Consider the following 19014-nt stretch of genomic DNA (forward strand, 5'->3'; position numbering starts at 1 on the left):
CAACGTCACCGCACATCGATCATGCGTGGGGGGTTCGTGAACAGCACATCCGGTTCCGGCGACATCAAAATGGCAGCCCCCCAGAATCGAGAAGGACTGCCCGACGTCAGTCTCGACCAGGCGCATTCGCCCCAGAAGGTCCTCGCCCACGGAGAATTGCTGCGGCGCTTCGTGGCGGACGAGGAGATCAAGCCGGTCCATATGCGGATCGGCATCATGGGCGCCTGCAACATGCGGTGCAATTTCTGCAACTTCCACTCACCGAACGAAGAGCAGTTCTACGACCTGTTTTCCTTCAAGGACTCCATCGCCACCGACAAGGCGGTCACGCTGCTGCGCGAGTTCGCCGCGAACGACGGGCGCGCCGTGACCTTCTGCGGCAGCGGCGAGTGCACCATCCACCCCGGGTACACGGAGATCTGCCGCGCCGGGCACGGAGCCGGGCTGCGCATCGGACTGATCACCAACGGCTCGCGCCTGGGCCGCCCCAAGGTCGCGGACTGCGTGGCCAAGACGCACACCTGGGTCCGCATCGGCCTCAACGCGGGCACGGAAGCGACGTTCGACGACATCACACGGGACCGCGAGCAGACGTTCTCGAAATTCATCGGATCGGTCGGCAGGCTCAGGGAGAGGGCCGTCGACCCCGACTTCCGCATCGGCTTCAACTACGTCATCACCCTGCAGAACTACCGGGAGATCATGGAGGCGGCCCGTATCGCCCGTGATTCCGGGGCGCATTACGTGCGCTTCGAGCCCGAGTTCTACAGCGCGCTCGGCCACGAGACCATCGAATCCGTGATGCCGGAGATCTCCGCGTCCCTCGTCGAGGCCGCCGCGCTCTCCACCGAGGCCTTCGAGGTGTCGGTGCCGAAACTGGACCGCGGCCCGATGGACCAGGTCGAGGACGTCGAGGGCGACTTCGAGCGCTGCCATTACAGCCGTTTCGTCACGGCGGTCGGCGCCGACGGAAATCTCTATCCGTGCCCTCAGGTGCATCTCAACAGCCGCTATCTGATCGGCAATGTCGTCGAGCAGGGATACGCCGAGGTCCTTGAGGGCGGCCCGCGCGCGGAGTGGGAGGCGTCCAACCCGCGCAGGACCGATCTGTGCAAGTCGTGCTTCTACCGCCCGCAGAACGAGCTCCTGGAACTCCTCAAACGCGGCCAGATCAAACTCGACGAGGCCCTGGACGCCTACGCCTTGGAAGTGCCGAGCACCCTGCACGGCGATTTCGTCTGAGGGCGCATGCAACTACGCCACCTCCGCGCGCTCCTGGCCGCCGAGCCCGCCCTGCGGCACACCAAGGGGGCCGCGGAGCACGCGGCCCACGCCCGTCACGTACGCGCCGTCGTCGAGCGGCTGGCGCGTGTCGAACGGGCCGCGCTCACCACCGTCGAGTCCACCGCTTCCGTACGCGACGGCCTGCACCGCGAACACCTGGTGCTCGCCTCTTCCGTACGCGGCTCCTTCCACGCCACCCTCCTCGCGCCGCCCGACGCCGCGCCGGGCCCCGCCGTGCTCGTCCTCGGCGGCAAGAACGCCCGCCTGGACCAGCTCACCGGCGACGTGCCGCCCGACCACCCCGACCGCAACGTCGCCGAGCACCTGGCACGGGCGGGTTTCGTCACCCTCTCCTTCGACCACGGCATCGGCGGCGGCATGGACGCCGGGCTCAGGGCGGGGCGGGACGAAGGGACGCTGCTGGCCCACGCGTTCGCGCTGACCGGCCGCTCCCTGCTCGGCGCCCTCACCGGCGACGCCCTCGGCGCGCTGGACGTCCTCGCCGCGCATCCGCTCGCCGACCCCGGCCGCGTCGGCCTGTTCGGCCACAGCCTGGGCGCGGCGGTCGCCCTGCACACCGCGCTGCTCACCGACCGCCGCTGCGTCCCGCTCTGCGCGGCGAGCCACCTCGGCAGCTACCGGGCCCTGTACGAACGGCTGTTGACCGGACACGAAGGCGCGGTGCTCCCCGGCATCCTGGAGTACGCCGACCTGCCCGACCTGTACGGCGCGCTCGCCCCCGCCCCGCTCCACCTCCAGTACGGCACCGCCGACTCCTACCTGGAACCGGCCGACGCGCGGGAGGCCGCCGGGACGGTCCGCGAGGCGTACGCGGCCGCCGACGCCGAGGCGGAGATCCACGAACTCCCCATGGGGCACGGCACCCACGTGGGCCACGCGGCGGACTTCCTCACCCGCGCGCTGGCCGCGCCCGACGCCACCGGCGCCCACGTGCCCGCCCAGCGCGTCCACTTCGAGGTGGCGCAGCGGCGCGCCGTCCTGGACCGGGTCGACGCGGCGCTCTCCTCCGGCATCCTCACGCAGGGCCCGCAGGTCGCCCGCTTCGAGGAGCTCGCCCGTCCCTGGACCGGCACACGGTCCGCGGCGGTCGCGTCGGGTTCGGCCGCGCTGGAGATCGCGCTGCGGATCATCGGCGTGGCGGGCCGCACGGTGCTCGTGCCGGTCAACACGTTCTTCGCGACGGCGGCGGCCGCGGTGCGCGCCGGGGCGGCCGTGCGCTTCGTCGACATCGAGCTCGACGGCCTCGGCATGGACCCGGACGCCCTGCGCGCCGCCCTCGACCGGCACCCCGACACGGCCGCCGTCCTGCCGGTGCACATCGGCGGCATCGTCTCCCCCGCGCTCGACGCGACGCTCGCGCTCTGCCGCGGGCGGGGCGTCCCCGTGGTGGAGGACGCCGCGCACGCCTTCGGCGCCACGCTCGACGGCCGGCCCGCCGGGAGCTTCGGGCGGTTCGGCGCGTTCTCCTTCTTCCCCACGAAGGTGGCGATCAGCGGCGAGGGCGGGCTGCTGTCCGCCGCGCTCGCGGGCGACCTGGAGCAGGTGCGGCGCTGGCGCGACCACGGCAAGAGCGCGCAGGGCTCCACGCTCCACGACCGCCCCGGCGGCAACTGGCGCCTGAGCGAACTGCACGCCGCCGTCGGCACGGTGGACCTGGAGCGCTTCGACCGCACCCTGGCGGTGCGCCGCGAACTCGCCGTGCGCTACGACGCGTTGCTCGCCGACGTGCCCGGGATCCGGCCGCACGCCGTGCCCGCCGCGGCCGGCAGCAACTACTACAAGTACCTCGCCTATCCGGACCCCGACGGCCCGCTGGACCGCGCGCTGCTCAAGAAGCGGCTGCGGGAGCGGCACGGCGTGGCGCTGGCCGGTGAGGTCTACGACCATCTGCTGTGCGACCACCCCCACTTCGCGCCGCAGCGCAGGCAGCACGCGCGGGACGGAGCGTTCGAGCGGGGCCGCTGGTTCGCCCGCCACCACGTGGCGCTGCCGCTGTACCCGTCCCTCACGGAGGCCGAGCAGATTCGGGTGGTCGCCGCGCTCCGCAGCGAGCTGTCGTGACGGCGGTGGTCTCCGCGTTCCGCCGGGGCGAGTGGCGGACGTCCCTGGACACCGTCGCGCTGCCGGGGCCGTCGGAGTCCGGGCACGGCCTCGCCCTGGTCCCGGAGATCGTCGCGCACGCCGACCGCCGGTGGTGGGACGACACCGGACGCCACTCCCCCTTCGTCGCCACGACCCTCGCTCCGGGCAGCCGCCGCGAACTCCTCCTGTTCGCCCTGGACTTGTTCGAGCACGGCACCGTGACCGTCGGCGGCCTGGGCCCACAGGGCGCGGGCGAATTTCACCTGGCGCTGTGGCAGATCGCCGGAGTGCCGCGCCCGCTGACCAAGCGCTGGACCGGGATGCTGCGCGAGGGCCTGTCCCGGCGCAAGGCCCCCCGCCCGGACGACGCGCTCGCCCTGGTGTCGCTGCCCGGCAACACCTTCACCTGCCTGGACTCCGTCCTCGACCAGGCGGAGCGCTCCGCGGGCGTCTGGGTGCGCCCCAGCCGCCGCGAACCGCTGTCCGCCGCGCGGCTCGTGGCCGCGATGCTCGCGGCGGGCTGGCCCCCCGACCGGATCGGCCTCTACCCCACCGAGCAGCGCACGCTGCACGGCCTGGTACGCCTGACCGACCGTCAGGTCGTGTACGGCGGCGCGGGACTCGCGGCGTCGGTGCTCGGCTCCGAGACCCTCACGCTGCACGGGCCGGGCCGGGGCTGCGCGCTCGTGCCCGCCGGGATGCCCGTCGAGGAGGCGGTGGACTGGCTCCTGCCGCTGATCGCCGCGGACTCCGGGCGGTTCTGCAGCAACGTACGCACGGTGGTGTGCGCGGACGCCCCAGGCGGTGCGCGTCAGGATCCCGAACCCCTGGCGACCGCGCTGGCCGCGGCGCTCGACACGCTGCACCCGCGGCCGGGATTCCACGAGGAGCTGGTGGCGTTCCGCGAGTTCGGCGCGGCCGACCTGATCCAGGGCGCCGTCCGCGACCGCCTCCGCCCCGGCGACCGCATCCTCACCCGCCGCCCCGCCGCCGTCCTCGGCGCCGAGAGCGGGGTCTACGCCAGGCCCCAACTCGCCCTTCTCGACGAACATTTCAGGGACGGCGCCGCCGCGACCCACCCCTTGGTCGGCCACGAGGTCCCCTTCCCCTTCGCCGCCGTCCTGAGCGCGTCCCCCGAGGCCGTGCGGGCCGTCACCGCCGCGTCCCTGTTCGTGCACCGCCCAGCGAAGTGAGGCCCCGCATGACCACCACCTTCGACACGCTCCCCGACACGCTGCGTGCCCGCGTCCCCGAGCTGGGCATCGACCTCGACACCTGGACCCGGCGCATGATGCGCTGGCACTTCGAGCCGGAGACCGGCAGCCCCTTCTGGGTCACGCGGCGCGAGAAGCTCGGCTTCGACCCGGTGAAGGACATCGGCGGCTACGCCGACCTGGCGCGCTTCGGCCTCTTCGACAAGGCCGAGCTGCGCGCCGCGAGCGCACGCGACCTGCGCCCGCGCGGCTACCGCGACCGGCCCTTCCGGGTCTTCGAGACCGGCGGCACGACCGGCGCGCCCTGCCGGATCGTCAACGTCACGCGCCTCGCGTACGACGTGGAGATCTACCGCACGGTCCTGGAGGCGCGCGGGGTGGCCGGCGGCGACGTGCTGGCGATGACGCCGAGCGGGCCGCACGCGTACGGGCACTTCGTGGAGGGCCTCGCCGACAGCTGGCACGGCGCCGTGCACGCCATCGACTTCGATCCGCGCTGGGTGAAGGCCGCGCTGCGGTCGGGCGGCGAGGCGGACGCCTACACCGCGCACCTCGTCGACCAGACCCTCGTCCTGCTGGCCGCCGAGCGCCCCTCGCTCCTGTTCACCACGCCGCGGCTGCTCCTGGAGCTCGCGATGCGGCTGCCGCGGCCCCTGCACACGTACGGCATCCGCGCGGTCTGCACGGGCGGCACCTCCTGCACCGCCGCCGAGGCGGAGTTCCTGCGCGAGGAGCACCTGCGGGGGGTGCAGTGGATCGACACGTACGGCAACACGCTGGTCGGTCACGCCCTGCAGGCCGACGCGTCGGCGGGCACGGTGGCGGGCGCGCCCGAGCTGCCCGGCGGCACCGGGCACTCCTACCATCTGCCCCCGCCCTTCGCGGTGTTGACGGTCGTCGACCCCGCGGACCCCTGGTGTGAGGTCGAGGTCGGGCAGCGGGGCCGCGTGCGCGCCACGACGCTCCTCGAAGACCTCTTCCTGCCGGGCCTCCTGGAGCGGGACAGCGCGATCAGGACGGGTCCGCACCCCTGGTTCCCCTGGGACGGGGTGGCGGCGGTGCGGCCCTTCCATGACGGCGCGGACGCGCAGGAGGCGGTGGAAGGCGTCTACTGACCCGAGGATCGAGGGACACGCATCGTGAACCTGTCGTCGAACGGCCTGCCCGTACCCTTCACGCCGGAGCTCTTCGGTCCGCTCCGCTCCAGCGCGGACCTCCTTGAGCCGAGGGATCCGCCGGCGCTGCGGGAGCGGCTGCACGCCGACGGCTATCTGTATCTGCCGGGGCTGCTGGAGCGCGCGGAGGTGCTGCGGCTGCGCGGCTCGTACTTCTCGCTGTTCCCGCCGGGGCTGCTCGCGCCGGGCAGCGGGCCCGAGGACGGTGTGTTCTCCGGGCGAGTGCCTGCGGGCGTTCCGGAGTACGGGGTGGCGGGGCATCCGGCGTACGCCTTCGTGCGCTCGGCGCCCTTCGACCACTTCGTGAGCAACCCCGCCCTGTCCGAGCTCGCCTCCCAACTCCTGGACGCCAAGGCCGAGATGCTGCCGCGCCGCATCCTGCGCCACTTCCACCGGGGCACGCGGCGCGCCTCCCGCGCCCATGTCGACCTCGACTACATGGACGAGGGTTCGCCGCGCGTGGTCACCCTGTGGATCCCGGTCGGGGACTGCCCGCCGCGGACCGGCGCGCTGGTGTACCTGGAGGGCTCCCACCGGCTGCCCGCCGAGGCGTACGCCCCGCTGCGCGACGTCACCGACCGGCCGGGCGAGCGCCGCCAGATCTGCCACGACCTGGAGCTGACCGCGCGGACGCTCGGGCGCCGCTGGCTGTACGCGGACTTCGCGGCGGGCGACGTGATGGTGCATCTGCCGCGCGTCATCCACGCGTCCCTGAACACGACGACGGATGCGATGCGGCTGTCCGTCGACACCCGTTTCGTCCGCGCCGGCGACACCCCGGACCCGCGGTGGCTGCGGCCTTGGGCGGCGGACGACGGGGCGTGAACTCCTCGTGCCACAGGGCGTGTTCAGCCCCAGGGGCGGACCGGGAGGCCGCCCGCCGCGGCCGACCGGTCCGCCGCGACGATCACGTCGTCCACCAGGCGGGCCTCGGCCGCAGGGCACACCGGCGGCGTGCCGGTCGTGACGGCCCTCGTGAAGTCGGCGAGCAGGGGCAGGTGCGGGTTGGGGTCCGGGGGGAGGTGGAGCGGTGCCGCCGTCCCTTCGGCGAGGCGGCCCGAGTCGAGCGGGTCGAGGGTCACCGCGCGGCCGTCGGCGGTGAGTTCGATGCGGTCGACCGGGGGGCCGTCCGCCCACTCCATGAGGCAGTGGGCCCGCGTCCCGGACCGCCAGCGCAGGGCGAGTTCGGCCCGCCGCTCGGCGCCTTCGGGGAAGCGGCGGTCGAGCCGCGCCGTGATCTCGTACGGCTGCCCGAAGAGATGGAGCAGCAGGTCGATCCGGTGGCTTCCGGCGTCCGCGAGGACCCCGCCGCCCGACACGGCGGGGTCGGTGCGCCAGCGCATCGGATCGTCGGGGCCGGGGTCGAAGGGGCAGCGGAACCGCACCTCCACCCGCGCGGGCTTCCACGCGCCGAGCTCCGCGCGCAGCCGTCGCACGGCGGGCGCGAGCCTGCGGTAGTAGGCGACGCCGGCGCACCGCCCCGCCGCGTCGAGCGTGCCGCCGCCCGCGGCGAGGCCTCCGGCGAGCGGCTTCTCGATCAGGACGGGCAGCCCGGCGTCCACCACGGCCCGGGCGAGCGGCACATGGTGGACGACGGGTGTGGCGACGTACACCGCGTCGACGTCGCGGAGCAGGACGTCAGGGGCGGCGCCCGACCTGGCGATGCCGTGCTCCTCGGCGGTGCGGGCGGCGCGGCGCGGGTCGCGGCCCCACAGCGCCGCAGGTTCCTCGCCGAGCGCGCGCAGGGCGGGCAGCACGCGGCGCGTCACGATGTCGCCGTATCCGGCGATGCCCCACCTCATGCGACGGCCTCCTGCCGCCTCAGGGGACGATCGCCACCTTCAGCGTCTCGCGCGGCGGGCCGTCGTAGGGGGCGTGTTCGGCGTCGGGGTAGAGGGAGCGGCTCGCGGAGAGCTGCTCCATGGCCTTGGGGAGTTCGTCGAGAGGATAGGTGTGCGTGTGGAGGTCGGGCAGGCGCAGGGCGTCGGTGCGGCGGTGGGCGAGCCGTTCGGCCACCGCGAGCGCCTCCACGCGGGCTGTGTCCACGGGTTCGGCGGAGCTGTGCACCCGCAGGCCCTTGCGCTCCCAGGTGACGAGGTCGACGGTGACGTGGGTGTCGACGTGGTGCGTGCCGAGGAGGACGACGAGGCCGTTCTGCCGTACGAGACCGACGCAGGCGCCCAGGGTCGTGGGCGTGCCGACGGCGTCGACGGCGACGTCGAAGTCCGCGCCGACGGCGGCCAGTTGCTTGCGGCTGCCGTCCACGCGGCGCACGGCGTCGGCGCCCGCGGCGGTCGACCGCTCCAGGCGCCAGTCGTCGAGGTCGACGGCGACGACCTCGGCGGCGCCGCGGGCCACCGCGACCCGCAGCGCCATCTGCCCGACGGGCCCCTGCCCGACGATCGCGACACGGTCGCCGAGCCGGATGCCGCGCGTGGCGTGCACGGCCAGCGGCAGGAGCTGCAGGATCGCGCCCTGCTCGAAGGGCACCTCGTCGGGCAGCGCGCCCACGGATATCTCACGGGCCAGGGCGAATTCGGCGTACCCGGTGGTGAGCGGGGTGCGCACGAAGACGCGCTGTCCCGGCACCACCCGGCGCACGCCCGCGCCGGTCGCCTCGACGACCCCGGCGATCTCGTGGCCGAAACAGCCCTGCGCGCAGTGCTCGCGCAGCCCGTGGTAGTGGAAGTAGGCGAGGTCGCTGCGATTGCAGACGGTGCAGGCCCGCACGCGGACGAGGACCTCCCGCGGCCCGGGTTCCGGCACCGCGACGTCGGTGACCAGCCTGATGTCGCGCCTGCCGACGAGCTCGTACCTGCGCATGACCCTCTCCCCTCAGCGGATGCGACCTGCGGAAGTTCCAAGGATTCCCCAACTCGCGCCCCATGATGTTGGATTCGCCCGTCTCGACCGGTTCCGACTCCTTGACAGCCCCGACGGGGCCGAGCCAATATCCACTATCCGAATTGGCCTGGACCAATCAGCAGGCGCCCCGTCGGACACGTCGCGCACCACGCACACCGGACACCACGCGCCACGCACCCGCACCAGCCACGTACCCGCAACTTCGGAGGTCGCGCCATGGCACCGAGCAGTGACCCGACCCTGGAGCGCCTCGCCAACTCCGTGCTGCAACCAGGCTTCGAGGGCACCACGGCCCCCGACTGGCTGCGCCGCAGGATCGCCGAGGGCCTGGGCTCCGTCGTGCTGTTCTCGCGGAACATCCGCACGCCCGAGCAGGTGGCGCGGCTCACCGCGTCGCTGCGGGCGGAGAACCCCGACCTGATCGTCGCCATCGACGAGGAGGCGGGCGACGTGACGCGCCTGGAGGCCTGGACCGGCTCGTCGCGGCCCGGCAACCTCGCGCTCGGCGCGGTCGACGACATCGACCTGACCGAGCGCGTGGCGCACGACATCGGCCGCGATCTGCACGCCGCGGGCGTCTCACTGAACTTCGCGCCCAGCGCCGACGTGAACTCCAATCCGCTCAACCCGGTGATCGGCGTACGCTCCTTCGGCTCCCGCACCGACCTCGTCTCGCGGCACACCGCCGCGTGGATCCGCGGTCTGCAGCAGGCCGGTGTGGCCGCCTGCGCCAAGCACTTCCCCGGCCACGGCGACACGATCGTCGACTCGCACCACGGTCTGCCCCAGGTGCAGGGCTCCGCCGAAGAGATCGCGCTCACCGCGCTGCCGCCGTTCATCGCGGCGATGGAGGCCGGCGTGCGCGCGGTGATGACCGCACATCTGCTCGCCCCCGCCTACGACCCCGACCTGCCCGCGACCCTCAGCCACCGCATCCTGGTGGAACTGCTCCGCGGCGAGCTGCACTTCGACGGGCTGCTCGTCACGGACGGCATCGAGATGGGCGCGGTCACCGACCGCTACGGCATCGACGGCGCCACGGTCAAGGCGGTGGCGGGCGGCGTGGACGCGGTGTGCGTGGGCGGCGAGAGCGCCGACGAGGCCACCTTCGACCTGCTCTCCACGGCCCTGGTCAAGGCCGTGCTGGACGGCACGCTCCCCGAGGAGCGGCTCGCCGAAGCCGGCCTGCGCGTACGGGAGTTCGCGGCCTGGTCCGGCGAGCGCTCCCGCGCGGTGGGCCGCGCGGCGGAGCCCTCCGACATCGGCCTGGTCGCGGCACGCCGCGCGGTGCGGGTGCGTCACCGCTCGGGCTCGGTGGACGCCGCGCTCCCCCTCGCCGGCGCCGCGCACGTGGTGGAGCTGTCCCCCACGATGAACCTCGCCGTGGACGGCCGCACCCCCTGGGGCGTCGCGGAACCGCTGCGGGACCTGCGCCCCGGCACCACGTCCGTGCGCCTGACGGAGCCCGAACTCGCCCACGGCGCGGACCTCCTGGACCACGAGGTCCTGACCCCGGCGGCGGGCCGGCCCCTGGTGGTCGTGGTCCGCGACGCGGCCCGCCACCGCTGGATGACGGACACACTGACCCGCCTGCTGCGCAGCCGCCCGGACGCCCTGGTCGTCGAGATGGGCGTCCCCGCGGGCGACGCCCTCGGCGCCACCCACCTGATCACCCACGGCGCGACCCGTGTCTCGGGCATCGCGGCGGCGGAACTTCTGGCGGGCGCGGCGGGCTGATTGCGTCGCGGCGGGCGCGGCGGGCTGATTGCGTCGCGGCGGGCGCGGGCGGTCAGTCCGCGGGCAGCAGCTCCCTCAGCATCTCCTCGTACTCGTCCGCCGTGGGCGGCTCCTCGGCCAGCAGGCCCTGCAGGAGCAGGCCGTCGTAGGCGTGCGTGAAGAGCTTCACGCGTACCGGGTCGTCGGTGAAGTGCCGCGCGAAGGCCGCGAGGGCCCCCTTCCAGCGCCGTGTCGCCGTGCGCTGCTCCGGGCGGCGCACGGCGAGCAAGCACATCTCGAACTCGGCGAGGAGATGGCCGGGGGCGGCGAGCAGGTTCGCCATCAGCAGGGCAAGCGCCCTGATCCGGTCGGCGTTCCCCAGTTCGTCCGGCGACGCCTCGACCAAGTGCTCGATGCGCGCCGAGTCCTCCTCCATGCAGCTGGTCAGCGCCGCGGTCAGCAGGTCGCCGATGCTGTCGAAGTAGTACGTCGTGGCGGTGGTGGGCAGCCCCGCCTCCTTGGCGACGCTGCGGTGCGTGACGCCCGACGCCCCCTCGCGCGCGATCACGCGCACGGTGGCCTCGATCAGTGCGCGGCGACGGAGTTCGCCCTTGGCGCGGCGCCCGTCGGTGATCGGCGCGGTGTCCGACATGGTCCGTGTGACTCCCCTGGCCGGTGCGTTCTTCCTCGCCGACGGTACCCCGGCGGATCCACGTGATAGAAAGTGGAACGTACGTCCCACTTGTTTTCCGTGCGGCGCGCCGGGCCCCCGCATGCCCGCGCGCCCGGAGAACCGACCCCGGAGACAGGTCACGCCATGCCGAATCCGTACCGCGAGATCTTCGCCGCCCCGGGCGCGAAGGCCTTCAGCTCCGCCGGCCTCCTCGCCCGGCTCCCCCTGCCGCTCACCCACATGGGCATCCTCACGATGCTCTCCGAGACCACCGGCGAGTACGCCCTCTCCGGCCTGGTCGCGGGCACCTTCACCTTCTCCATGGCGCTGCTCGGACCGCAGGTCTCGCGCGCCGTCGACCGGCACGGGCAGAGCAGGGTCCTGCCGATCGCCACGGGCATCAGCGTGCTCGCCCTGGCGGCCCTGCTGCTCTGCGCCACCACCGACGCCCCCACCTGGACGCTGTTCCTCTTCGCGCTGCTCTCCGGCCTGATGCCGAGCATGGGCGCGATGGTCAGGGCCCGCTGGACGGAGCTGTACCGCGGCACGCCCCGCCTCAACACCGCGTACTCGCTGGAGTCCGTGGTCGACGAGCTGACCTACGTCATCAGCCCGGCGCTCGCGGTCGTCCTGTCCACCGCGCTCTTCCCGCAGGCCGCGCCCCTGGCCGCGGGCATCCTGCTGGTCGTCGGCGTCGCGCTGTTCGTCCCGCAGAAGCGCACCGAGCCGCCGGTGCCGCCCCGCGCCGAGCACTCCGCCTCGGGTGACTCCTCGGTGATCTGGTCGCCGCCGGTGCTGCTGCTCGCGCTCACCCTGCTCTTCGGCGGCGCGATACCCGGCATGGTCGACACGATGGGCCTGGCCTTCGCCGAACGGCAGGGCGACAAGGCCCTGTCCGGCATCGTCTTCGCGGCGTACGCGGTCGGCTCCGGCGCCGCCGGGCTGCTCTTCGGCGCCCGCGGCCCGGACGTCCCGCTGCCCCGCCTGCTCCTGATCGGCGTCACGGGCACCGCACTGACCACGCTGCCCTTCCTCTGGGTGGACTCGATCGCCGCCATGGCGGCCGTGGTGTTCGCCGCCGGTGTCTTCTTCGCGCCCACCATGGTGGTGATCATGGGGATCGTGGAGCGCACGACACCCGAGCACCGGCTCACCGAGGCCATGACGTGGATGATCGCGGGCCTGCAGAGCGGCGTCGCGATCGGCGCGGCCGTCACGGGCGTCGTCCACGACAACCGGGGCTCCACGGCGGGCTTCTCGGTCGGCATCGCCGCCGGGGCGGCAGCGCTGCTGCTCGCGCTGTGCGGCCTGCCGATGCTGCGCGGCCGCCTGCGGGACGCCTCCGGGGCCCCCGCGTCCGCCGCGGGAGCCCCAGGGACCTCGGAGGCCGAGCTCACCCCTTCAGCGGGCCCTCACAGCTGAAGTCCGCCGTGCCCGCACGGCCGTTGGACCAGATGTCCACCTTCCCGAACGAGCAGTTCATGTCGGTCAGGTTGTTGTCGCCGGCCGCTGCCCGGTCCAGGACGAAGTAGTCCACGGTCTCGGACATGTCCTTGAAGACGGCGTCGGGATTGCCGGACGCGCCGAGGTTCGCGGTGATCCTGCTCTTACAGGTGAACCGCGGACGCTCCGGCGCCCCGTTCGACGCACACACGGGCGTGATGCCCGTCGTCGCCGTGAAGGAGGCGCGCACCTGGTCGGCCGAGGTGTCGCGCAGCTCACCGACCGGCACGTACGTCGTGTCGGGCACGAAGAGGTCGTCGACCCGCGCGATCTGCTCGTCGAGGAAGGCGTCGTACGCGCTCTGCAGACCGCCGTCCCTGCCGAGCCTGCCCCGCCAGGCGTCGAAGCCCGCCGGGTCGTCCGCCCGCAGATACCCGTACATCTCCTTGATCAGCGCGGGGCGTTCGGTCCACAGGAACTCGAAGAACGTGCCCGCGTAGTTGTAGAAGCGGAAGCCGTCGCCGTCGTACGTGGCGTGCAGGATCCGGTCCACGCTCATCCGGGGGCCGCCGTTCGCCGTGTCGGCGATGATGCCCTTGACCAGCGACTTGCGGACCTTGATGCCGTCGTCGCGAGTGGCGCCGTCGAAGAACTCGGCGGTGCCCTCGTCCATCGCGGTGGTCCGGTCGCCCTGGTACCACGCCCCCTCGCCGAAGAAGCCGGGCACCGCCCAGCGGCCGTTGAGGTAGTGCGTGTACTCGTGACGGAAGAGTTCCTCCAGCGTCAGCGAGGAGTCCTGCGGGACGCGCCGCTGGTAGGTGTAGAAGGTCGCGCCGCGCTCGATGTAGATGCCGCCGTTGTTCGTGTCCATCCCGGTGAGCAGCGGATGGTAGTTCTCGTACTCGGCGCGCGAGGCGTAAAGGACCGTCGTCAGCGTGGTGTTGGGGTCGCCCGCGAGCGGCTCCTCGGTGCCGACGACCCGGTGGAACTGCGCCTTGACCTGCTTGCTCGCGTAGTAGAGCTGGTCGACGGTGCCCCGGTCGAGCGCCGTGCGGACCTTCATGCCGCCCTTGTCGTAGGTGTACGTGTGCGGGAAGAGCCGGCGCTCGATGTCCGCCCTGCAGACCTGGTACGGCGCACAGGCGTCGAACTCGTTCAGCCAGGTGGCGACCTTCGCCCAAGGGGCGCTGCCCTCGCCGAAGTTGCGGGCCGTGACGTCCACGAGGGTACCGAGGCCGGAGACGATCTCGGCGGTGAGCCCGTCGATCTGGCCGAACCTGCCGTACTCCAGGAGCGCGTCGCGCACGACCCAGGCGTTGCCGGTGCCCTTGAGGTGGGTGTGCCCGCCGAAGGCCTTGAAGGCCGCGCGGTAGGAGGCGTCGCCCTTGACCGCCGCGTGGAAGGCGGTGTCCCTGTTGCCGGGGTAGACGCCGAGGTAGCTCACGGAGAGCGCGGCGAGCGCGGAGCCCGCCCAGGCCGTGTCCTTGGCCGTGTCGGGGTGGGCGGCGTCCATGGTCGCCAGAACCCGCTTGATCAGCGGGAGTTGGTGCTGACGCAGGCCCGGCGCACTCGCCGCGTACAGCGCCTCGCGCAGCGAATCGGCGTTGGTCCGGGTGACGTCGAAGGTGCGGGGCGCCGAGCCGAAGGCGGCGACGGCGCGGCGCATCGCGTCCACGGTCGGGCCGTCGGTGACGTCGATCTCGTCGTGCGAGAAGTCCTGGTACGCGACGGCGTGGAGATAGGTGAGCATCTCCAGGAGGTTGCTGCCGTTCTTTCCGTCGTGGGCGGCGGCGAGCCGGGCGACGCGTCCGGAGACCGCCTGGACGTGGGCGTCCGACATGACCGGCGCGAGGCGCGCGTCCCAGGTCCAGATGAGCGTGCGCAGACAGCCGTCGGCGGTGACGGCCGGGTCGGCGAGGAAGTCGGTGAACCGCTCGGGCGTCAGACCGGTGACGCCGTCGAGGGTGCAGGGCGCGGCTTCGGGCGCGGCCTTCGCCCGGGCGGCCTTCGGCTTCGGCGTGCGGGCGCCCGGGGTGCCGCCGCCCGAAAGGCCGCCGGGCGCGGGGATCTTGAGGGTGTTCGGCTTGGGGGCCTTCGCCTTGCGTTCGACGACGTCCAGGGGGTTCGGCCCGGCGGGCGCGGAGGTCGTGGAGGTCCCGGAGGTCGCGGCCGTACGGGACGTGTCCGCCGCGGGCTCGGCCGCCTGCGAGTACGGGGCGGCCGTCACGCAGAGGGCCGCCGCTATCGCGCCGACGAGCACGGATCTGCGCAGCGTTCTTCGACTGGCTCTTCGGCTGGTTCTTCGACGTGGTCGGGTCACCGATGGCTCCTGGGTGGCGGGGTGGAAGGCGCCGCGGCGGTCAACCGCGGCGCGCTCGGCGGTAGTTGAAGACTCACCGCTGAGTTATGTGATGCGTAACGTAGTAATGTGAAATTGCACTGACAACCCCTGAGGGCCCGGCAACCTCGACGGGATCCGGACCCCCTGGTTCAGCGTCCTGCTTCAGCGGCGCGGCGCCGCGTCCGCCCCTGGCCGCGGGGCACCGTCCGCTCCCGGCTCGCGCAGGGTGCGCAGCAGGAGCCAGCCGAGGGCGGGCAGCGCGATCAGCGGCATCAGGGCCGTCCGCAGGGAGGCGGCGTCGGCGACGGCTCCGATCAGCGGGCTCATCAGGCCGCCGACGCTCACGGTGAGCCCCAGGGTGACGCCGCTCGCGGTGCCCATGCGCCGGGGCAAGTAGTCCTGGCCGAGGGTGATGTGGAGGGAGAACGGCACATACAGGCCGGCCGAGGCGAGCGCGACGAACACGAAGAGCGGCGGGCCGGGGACGAGGACGACGCCCGCCACCGCGAGGACCGTCAGGGCGTACGACCACCGCACGACCGGGAGGCGGCCGTGACGCGCGGCGAGCTTCCCGCCGGCCACCGTGCCGACGGCGCCGCCGAGGTAGAGCACGAACAGCGCGACGGTGCCGGAGACTTCACCCCCGTCGGTGCGCTCCCGCACGTACAGGGCGATGAACGTGCCCAGTCCGGTGAAGACGATCGAGCGGCAGATGATGGCGCCGGTCAGCCTGGCGAAGGACGGCCAGTCGTCCTCGGCGTCGGCCGGGGTCCGCGCCGCGCCCTTGTCGGACGCGGCCTCGGCGGCCCGTACGCCGCGCAGCGCGGCCACGCACAGCGCCGCCCCCGCGAGGGCGGGGACGACGAGGAGCGGCGACGCGCGCAGTCCCCCGGCGGCGACGACCGCGGAGACCATCAGGGGCGCGGCGGCGAAGCCGAGGTTGCCGCCGAGCGAGAACCAGCTCATGGCGGTGTGACTGCCCCGGCTCGCCTGCCGGGCCACGCGCGCGGCCTCCGGATGGTAGGCGGCGACGCCGATGCCGGACACGGCGACGACCAGCAGGGTCAGGACGTAGTTCCCGCTGACCCCGGCGAGGGCGACGCCGGCGCCGCCCACCAGCGTGCTCACCGGAAGCAGCCACGGCAGGGACCACTTGTCGGTGAGCGCGCCGAACAGCGGCTGCACCACCGAGGAGAGCAGGGACGCGGCAAGGACGACGCCCGACGCGGCGGCATAGGTATAGGCACGCTCGGACACGAAGTACGGGACGAGGGCGGCGACGGCGCCCTGATAGACGTCGACACAGGCGTGACCGAGGGAGAGGAGGGGGATGGGGCCGGTGCGGGGCGACTTGGACTGGGCCCGAGCCTGGCTCTGAGCCTGGGCCGGGGTCCGAGCCTGGGTCTGGGTCTGGGTCTGGGCCGAACCCCGCTGTTGGGCCGAACTCCCCTGCGTACGTGAGGTCTGATTCGCTGACACCGCCTCATCGTCGCCACGCGCCGCCCTGGCGCGCTTCCGATAAAGTGCCAACCCGTGCCGAAGATCCGCCACACCCCCGAAGCGCCCACCGCCGTCCGTGAACTGGCCCCGGGCGAGCTCATCGACGCGCACCGCCACGACGACCACCAGATCATCTACGCGGGCTCGGGCGTCGTGGCCGTCACCACCGACGCCGGCACGTGGTTCGCGCCGGGGACCCGGGCCATCTGGGTGCCCGCCGGATGCGTCCACGCGCACCGCGCCCACGGCCACCTCGCCCTGCATCTGCTCGGCCTGCCCGCGCGCACGAACCCGCTGGACCTCGACGCCCCGACCGTCCTCGCCGTGAGCCCGCTGCTGCGCGAACTGATCCTCGCCTGCACCCGGGGCCCGCATGACGACACCCCCGAGCGCCGCCGCCTGCGCGCCGTGCTCCTGGACCAGCTCCGCGCCTCGCCCCAGCAGCCCGTCCAACTGCCCGCGCCCTCGGACCCCCGCCTCGCGGCCGTCTGCGACCTGCTGCACCGCGACCCGGCCGACCCGCGCGGCCTCGCCGAACTCGCCGCCACGGCGGGCGCGGGCGAGCGCACCCTCAGCCGGCTCTTCCGCCGCGACCTCGGCATGACCTTTCCGCAGTGGCGCACCCAGCTGCGGCTGTACCACGCCCTGCGCATGCTGGCCGACGGCACACCGGTCACCTCGGTCGCGCACCGCTGCGGCTGGTCGTCGACCAGCGCCTTCATCGATGTGTTCCGCCGGGCCTACGGCTATACGCCCGGCACCCACAACCGGCGCGACTGAACCCCCAACTGGCCACGTCACCTTGTACTTTGGTGATCAGTTCGGGCGCGGGGACCACCGGAGGGATCACCATGGGCCACCTGAAGCAGAAGAACCTCATCACCACCCGGGAGCGGCTGCGCGACCAGGTCGGCCACGCCCTGCGCGCCGCCCTGATCTCCGGCGAACTGCGCCCCGGCGAGATCTACTCCGCGCCCGGCCTGGCGGAGGACTTCGGGATCTCGGCGACGCCGGTGCGCGAGGCGATGCTCGACCTGGCCCGCGAGGGTCTGGTCGAACCCGTACGCAACAAGGGATTTCGGGTCACGGAGGTCAACGAGCGCGACCTCGACCAGTACACCGAGATCCGCGCCCTGATCGAGGTCCCCATGATCGGCCGCATCACGCGCAGCGCCGCCCGTGCGGACCTGGAGGCGTTGCGCCCGGTCGCGCAGGAGATCGTCCGTGCCGCCCGTGACCACGACCTGATCGCCTACCTGGAGGCGGACCGGCGGTTCCACCTCTCCCTGCTCGCCCTCTCCGGCAACGACCGCCTGGTCGAGACGGTCGGCGACCTCCGCAAGCGCTCCCGCCTCTACGGCCTCACCGCCCTCGACGAGCGCGACCAGCTGACCCCGTCGGCCGAGGAGCACGTCGAACTCCTCGACCTGATGCTCGCGGGCGACGCGAAGGCCGCGGAGAAGTGCATGGCACGGCACCTGGGCCACGTCCGCTCACTGTGGGCCGAGGACGAGGCGTCGAACGCGCGGTGACGCGCCAACACCGGGTCCCACAAGGCGACATGAGGGTCTGTCAGGCCCACGAAAATGCTTCCGCCGCCAGTTGTGACAACGCAACTCCCTTGTTTTACTGAGCGGGCCGACAGATACCCCCATGGAGTACTGAGTACCGAGTACCGAGTCAGCCCAGGGAGAAGCATGGACATGAACGCCGTCACGGATCCGCGGAGCTTCATCGAGGACCTGCACAACAGGTACCACCAGGATGTCGTCCACGGCGACGAGGATCCCGCCACGGTCATCGACCGCTACTACTCACCGGACATCGAGCTCGTGAGCGACGGCATCAGCATGGGACGCGAGCGCCTCATCAAGCACGTCAAGCCCGTACGCAAGAGCGTCGTGGGCGGGCACTACGAAGCGCTGGAGGCGATACGGGACGGCAACCGGATCGCCGCCCGCCTCATCATCCACGGCGAGATGAAGACGGGGACGACCAAGCAGATCGAGGTCATCGAGTTCTGCGAGATGACCGACGACGGCAGGTTCGCCAGCGTCACCTCCCTCACCCGCTCCCTCGGCGACTGACCCCGGGCGTCAGGCGCGGCCGGCCATCTCGTACCCGATGTCGTCGAGGGCCTGATCGACCGCGCTCTCCTCGAGCTCACGCTCGGAGCTGACGACCACGCGACCGCCCTGGACGTCGACGTCCACGTCGCGCACGCCGTCGAGACCGGTGAGCGCCTCGGTCACGGAGGCAGCGCAGTGCCCGCACACCATGCCTTCGACCAGATACGTCACGGTGACACCCCCTGCCGCGGAGGCGCCGCCACCGGGGGGAGTTCCAGAGGGATCCATGAGCCACTCCTGTCGTCGTCGACACCGCGGTTCATCACGCCGCCCGCGAGGATGGACGGGGGCGCATACCTGGGGAGGGTATCCCACAGGCATGAACGAAAGGAACGGCGTCGGCCACACCACGGCAACACCGCGGCCGCACAACGCGAAGTGCCGGCCGGGATCTCTCCCGACCGGCACCAGTCGTCCTGCTCTGTGTCCGAGGGGGGACTTGAACCCCCACGCCCGATAAAGGGCACTAGCACCTCAAGCTAGCGCGTCTGCCATTCCGCCACCCGGACTAGGTGTCTGCCGCTTCGCGGGGTGTTCCCCGCGGCGACATGGACAACAATACCAAGGTTTC

The 19014-nt window shown here is 72.7% G+C and carries 16 protein-coding genes and 1 tRNA gene; 10 read left to right on the top strand and 7 right to left on the bottom strand.

Going from position 1 to position 19014, the window contains the following annotated elements:
• Positions 1–36 precede the first annotated feature (36 nt).
• Genes ACZ4D5_RS08540 through ACZ4D5_RS08560 form a run of 5 tightly spaced genes read left to right on the top strand, consistent with a single transcriptional unit; the run spans position 37 to position 6601 of the window.
• Complete coding sequence (locus ACZ4D5_RS08540; RefSeq protein ID WP_467771604.1) at positions 37–1242, top strand: radical SAM protein; 1206 nt, start codon at positions 37–39, stop codon at positions 1240–1242.
• Positions 1243–1248: 6 nt separating this feature from the next.
• The gene (locus tag ACZ4D5_RS08545; RefSeq protein ID WP_467771605.1) at positions 1249–3366 is read left to right on the top strand and encodes a DegT/DnrJ/EryC1/StrS family aminotransferase; all 2118 of its coding nucleotides are present in this window, start codon (positions 1249–1251) and stop codon (positions 3364–3366) included.
• Positions 3363–4580: a hypothetical protein gene (locus ACZ4D5_RS08550; RefSeq protein ID WP_467771606.1), complete on the top strand. Its 1218-nt coding sequence runs from the start codon at positions 3363–3365 to the stop codon at positions 4578–4580. The genes ACZ4D5_RS08545 and ACZ4D5_RS08550 overlap by 4 nt, the downstream gene beginning before the upstream one ends.
• An 8-nt stretch (positions 4581–4588) precedes the next feature.
• Entirely contained in the window at positions 4589–5716 is a 1128-nt protein-coding gene (locus ACZ4D5_RS08555) for a phenylacetate--CoA ligase family protein (RefSeq protein ID WP_467771607.1), read from the top strand.
• 24 nt (positions 5717–5740) lie between these two features.
• Positions 5741–6601, top strand: a complete 861-nt coding sequence (locus tag ACZ4D5_RS08560; RefSeq protein WP_467771608.1) for a phytanoyl-CoA dioxygenase family protein — start codon at positions 5741–5743, stop codon at positions 6599–6601.
• 23 nt (positions 6602–6624) lie between these two features.
• Here ACZ4D5_RS08560 and ACZ4D5_RS08565 read toward each other — a convergent pair whose 3' ends face one another.
• Both ACZ4D5_RS08565 and ACZ4D5_RS08570 read right to left on the bottom strand, forming a co-directional pair.
• A complete protein-coding gene (locus ACZ4D5_RS08565) occupies positions 6625–7578 on the bottom strand; it encodes a Gfo/Idh/MocA family protein (protein ID WP_467771609.1) in 954 nt (317 codons plus the stop codon).
• Between the two features lie 19 nt (positions 7579–7597).
• Positions 7598–8599 (bottom strand): zinc-dependent alcohol dehydrogenase, encoded by a 1002-nt coding sequence (locus ACZ4D5_RS08570; RefSeq protein ID WP_467771610.1) that lies wholly within the window; start codon positions 8597–8599, stop codon positions 7598–7600.
• 258 nt (positions 8600–8857) lie between these two features.
• Here ACZ4D5_RS08570 and ACZ4D5_RS08575 point away from each other — a divergent pair, with 258 nt between their 5' ends.
• Positions 8858–10378, top strand: a complete 1521-nt coding sequence (locus ACZ4D5_RS08575; RefSeq protein WP_467771611.1) for a glycoside hydrolase family 3 protein — start codon at positions 8858–8860, stop codon at positions 10376–10378.
• 52 nt (positions 10379–10430) lie between these two features.
• Here the strand turns inward: ACZ4D5_RS08575 and ACZ4D5_RS08580 are convergent, their stop codons facing one another.
• Positions 10431–11009, bottom strand: a complete 579-nt coding sequence (locus tag ACZ4D5_RS08580) for a TetR/AcrR family transcriptional regulator (protein WP_467771612.1) — start codon at positions 11007–11009, stop codon at positions 10431–10433.
• Between the two features lie 165 nt (positions 11010–11174).
• Between ACZ4D5_RS08580 and ACZ4D5_RS08585 the strand changes: the two genes are divergently transcribed.
• Positions 11175–12452 (top strand): MFS transporter, encoded by a 1278-nt coding sequence (locus ACZ4D5_RS08585; protein ID WP_467771613.1) that lies wholly within the window; start codon positions 11175–11177, stop codon positions 12450–12452.
• Here the strand turns inward: ACZ4D5_RS08585 and ACZ4D5_RS08590 are convergent.
• Together ACZ4D5_RS08590 and ACZ4D5_RS08595 are read right to left on the bottom strand one after the other, a co-directional pair.
• Positions 12424–14793, bottom strand: a complete 2370-nt coding sequence (locus ACZ4D5_RS08590) for a collagenase (RefSeq protein ID WP_467771614.1) — start codon at positions 14791–14793, stop codon at positions 12424–12426. The genes ACZ4D5_RS08585 and ACZ4D5_RS08590 overlap by 29 nt on opposite strands.
• A gap of 183 nt (positions 14794–14976) precedes the next feature.
• On the bottom strand, positions 14977–16146 hold the full coding sequence (locus ACZ4D5_RS08595; protein ID WP_467772250.1) for an MFS transporter: 1170 nt from the start codon (positions 16144–16146) through the stop codon (positions 14977–14979).
• 201 nt (positions 16147–16347) lie between these two features.
• On the opposite strand from ACZ4D5_RS08595, the gene ACZ4D5_RS08600 reads away from it, so the two are divergent.
• The 3 genes from ACZ4D5_RS08600 (at position 16348) to ACZ4D5_RS08610 (ending at position 18401) form a co-directional block, all read left to right on the top strand.
• Complete coding sequence (locus tag ACZ4D5_RS08600) at positions 16348–17094, top strand: helix-turn-helix transcriptional regulator (protein WP_467771615.1); 747 nt, start codon at positions 16348–16350, stop codon at positions 17092–17094.
• Between the two features lie 71 nt (positions 17095–17165).
• Positions 17166–17846 carry a GntR family transcriptional regulator gene (locus ACZ4D5_RS08605; protein WP_467771616.1) on the top strand — a complete coding sequence of 227 codons (681 nt, stop codon included), beginning with the start codon at positions 17166–17168 and terminating at the stop codon, positions 17844–17846.
• Between the two features lie 171 nt (positions 17847–18017).
• Positions 18018–18401, top strand: a complete 384-nt coding sequence (locus tag ACZ4D5_RS08610; RefSeq protein WP_467771617.1) for a nuclear transport factor 2 family protein — start codon at positions 18018–18020, stop codon at positions 18399–18401.
• Between the two features lie 9 nt (positions 18402–18410).
• Here ACZ4D5_RS08610 and ACZ4D5_RS08615 read toward each other — a convergent pair whose 3' ends face one another.
• On the bottom strand, positions 18411–18671 hold the full coding sequence (locus tag ACZ4D5_RS08615) for a heavy-metal-associated domain-containing protein (RefSeq protein ID WP_467771618.1): 261 nt from the start codon (positions 18669–18671) through the stop codon (positions 18411–18413).
• 196 nt (positions 18672–18867) lie between these two features.
• Positions 18868–18952: transfer RNA gene (locus ACZ4D5_RS08620), tRNA-Leu, on the bottom strand.
• Between the last annotated feature and the right edge of the window lie 62 nt (positions 18953–19014).

This window comes from Streptomyces sp. NPDC025651 (assembly GCF_055558735.1).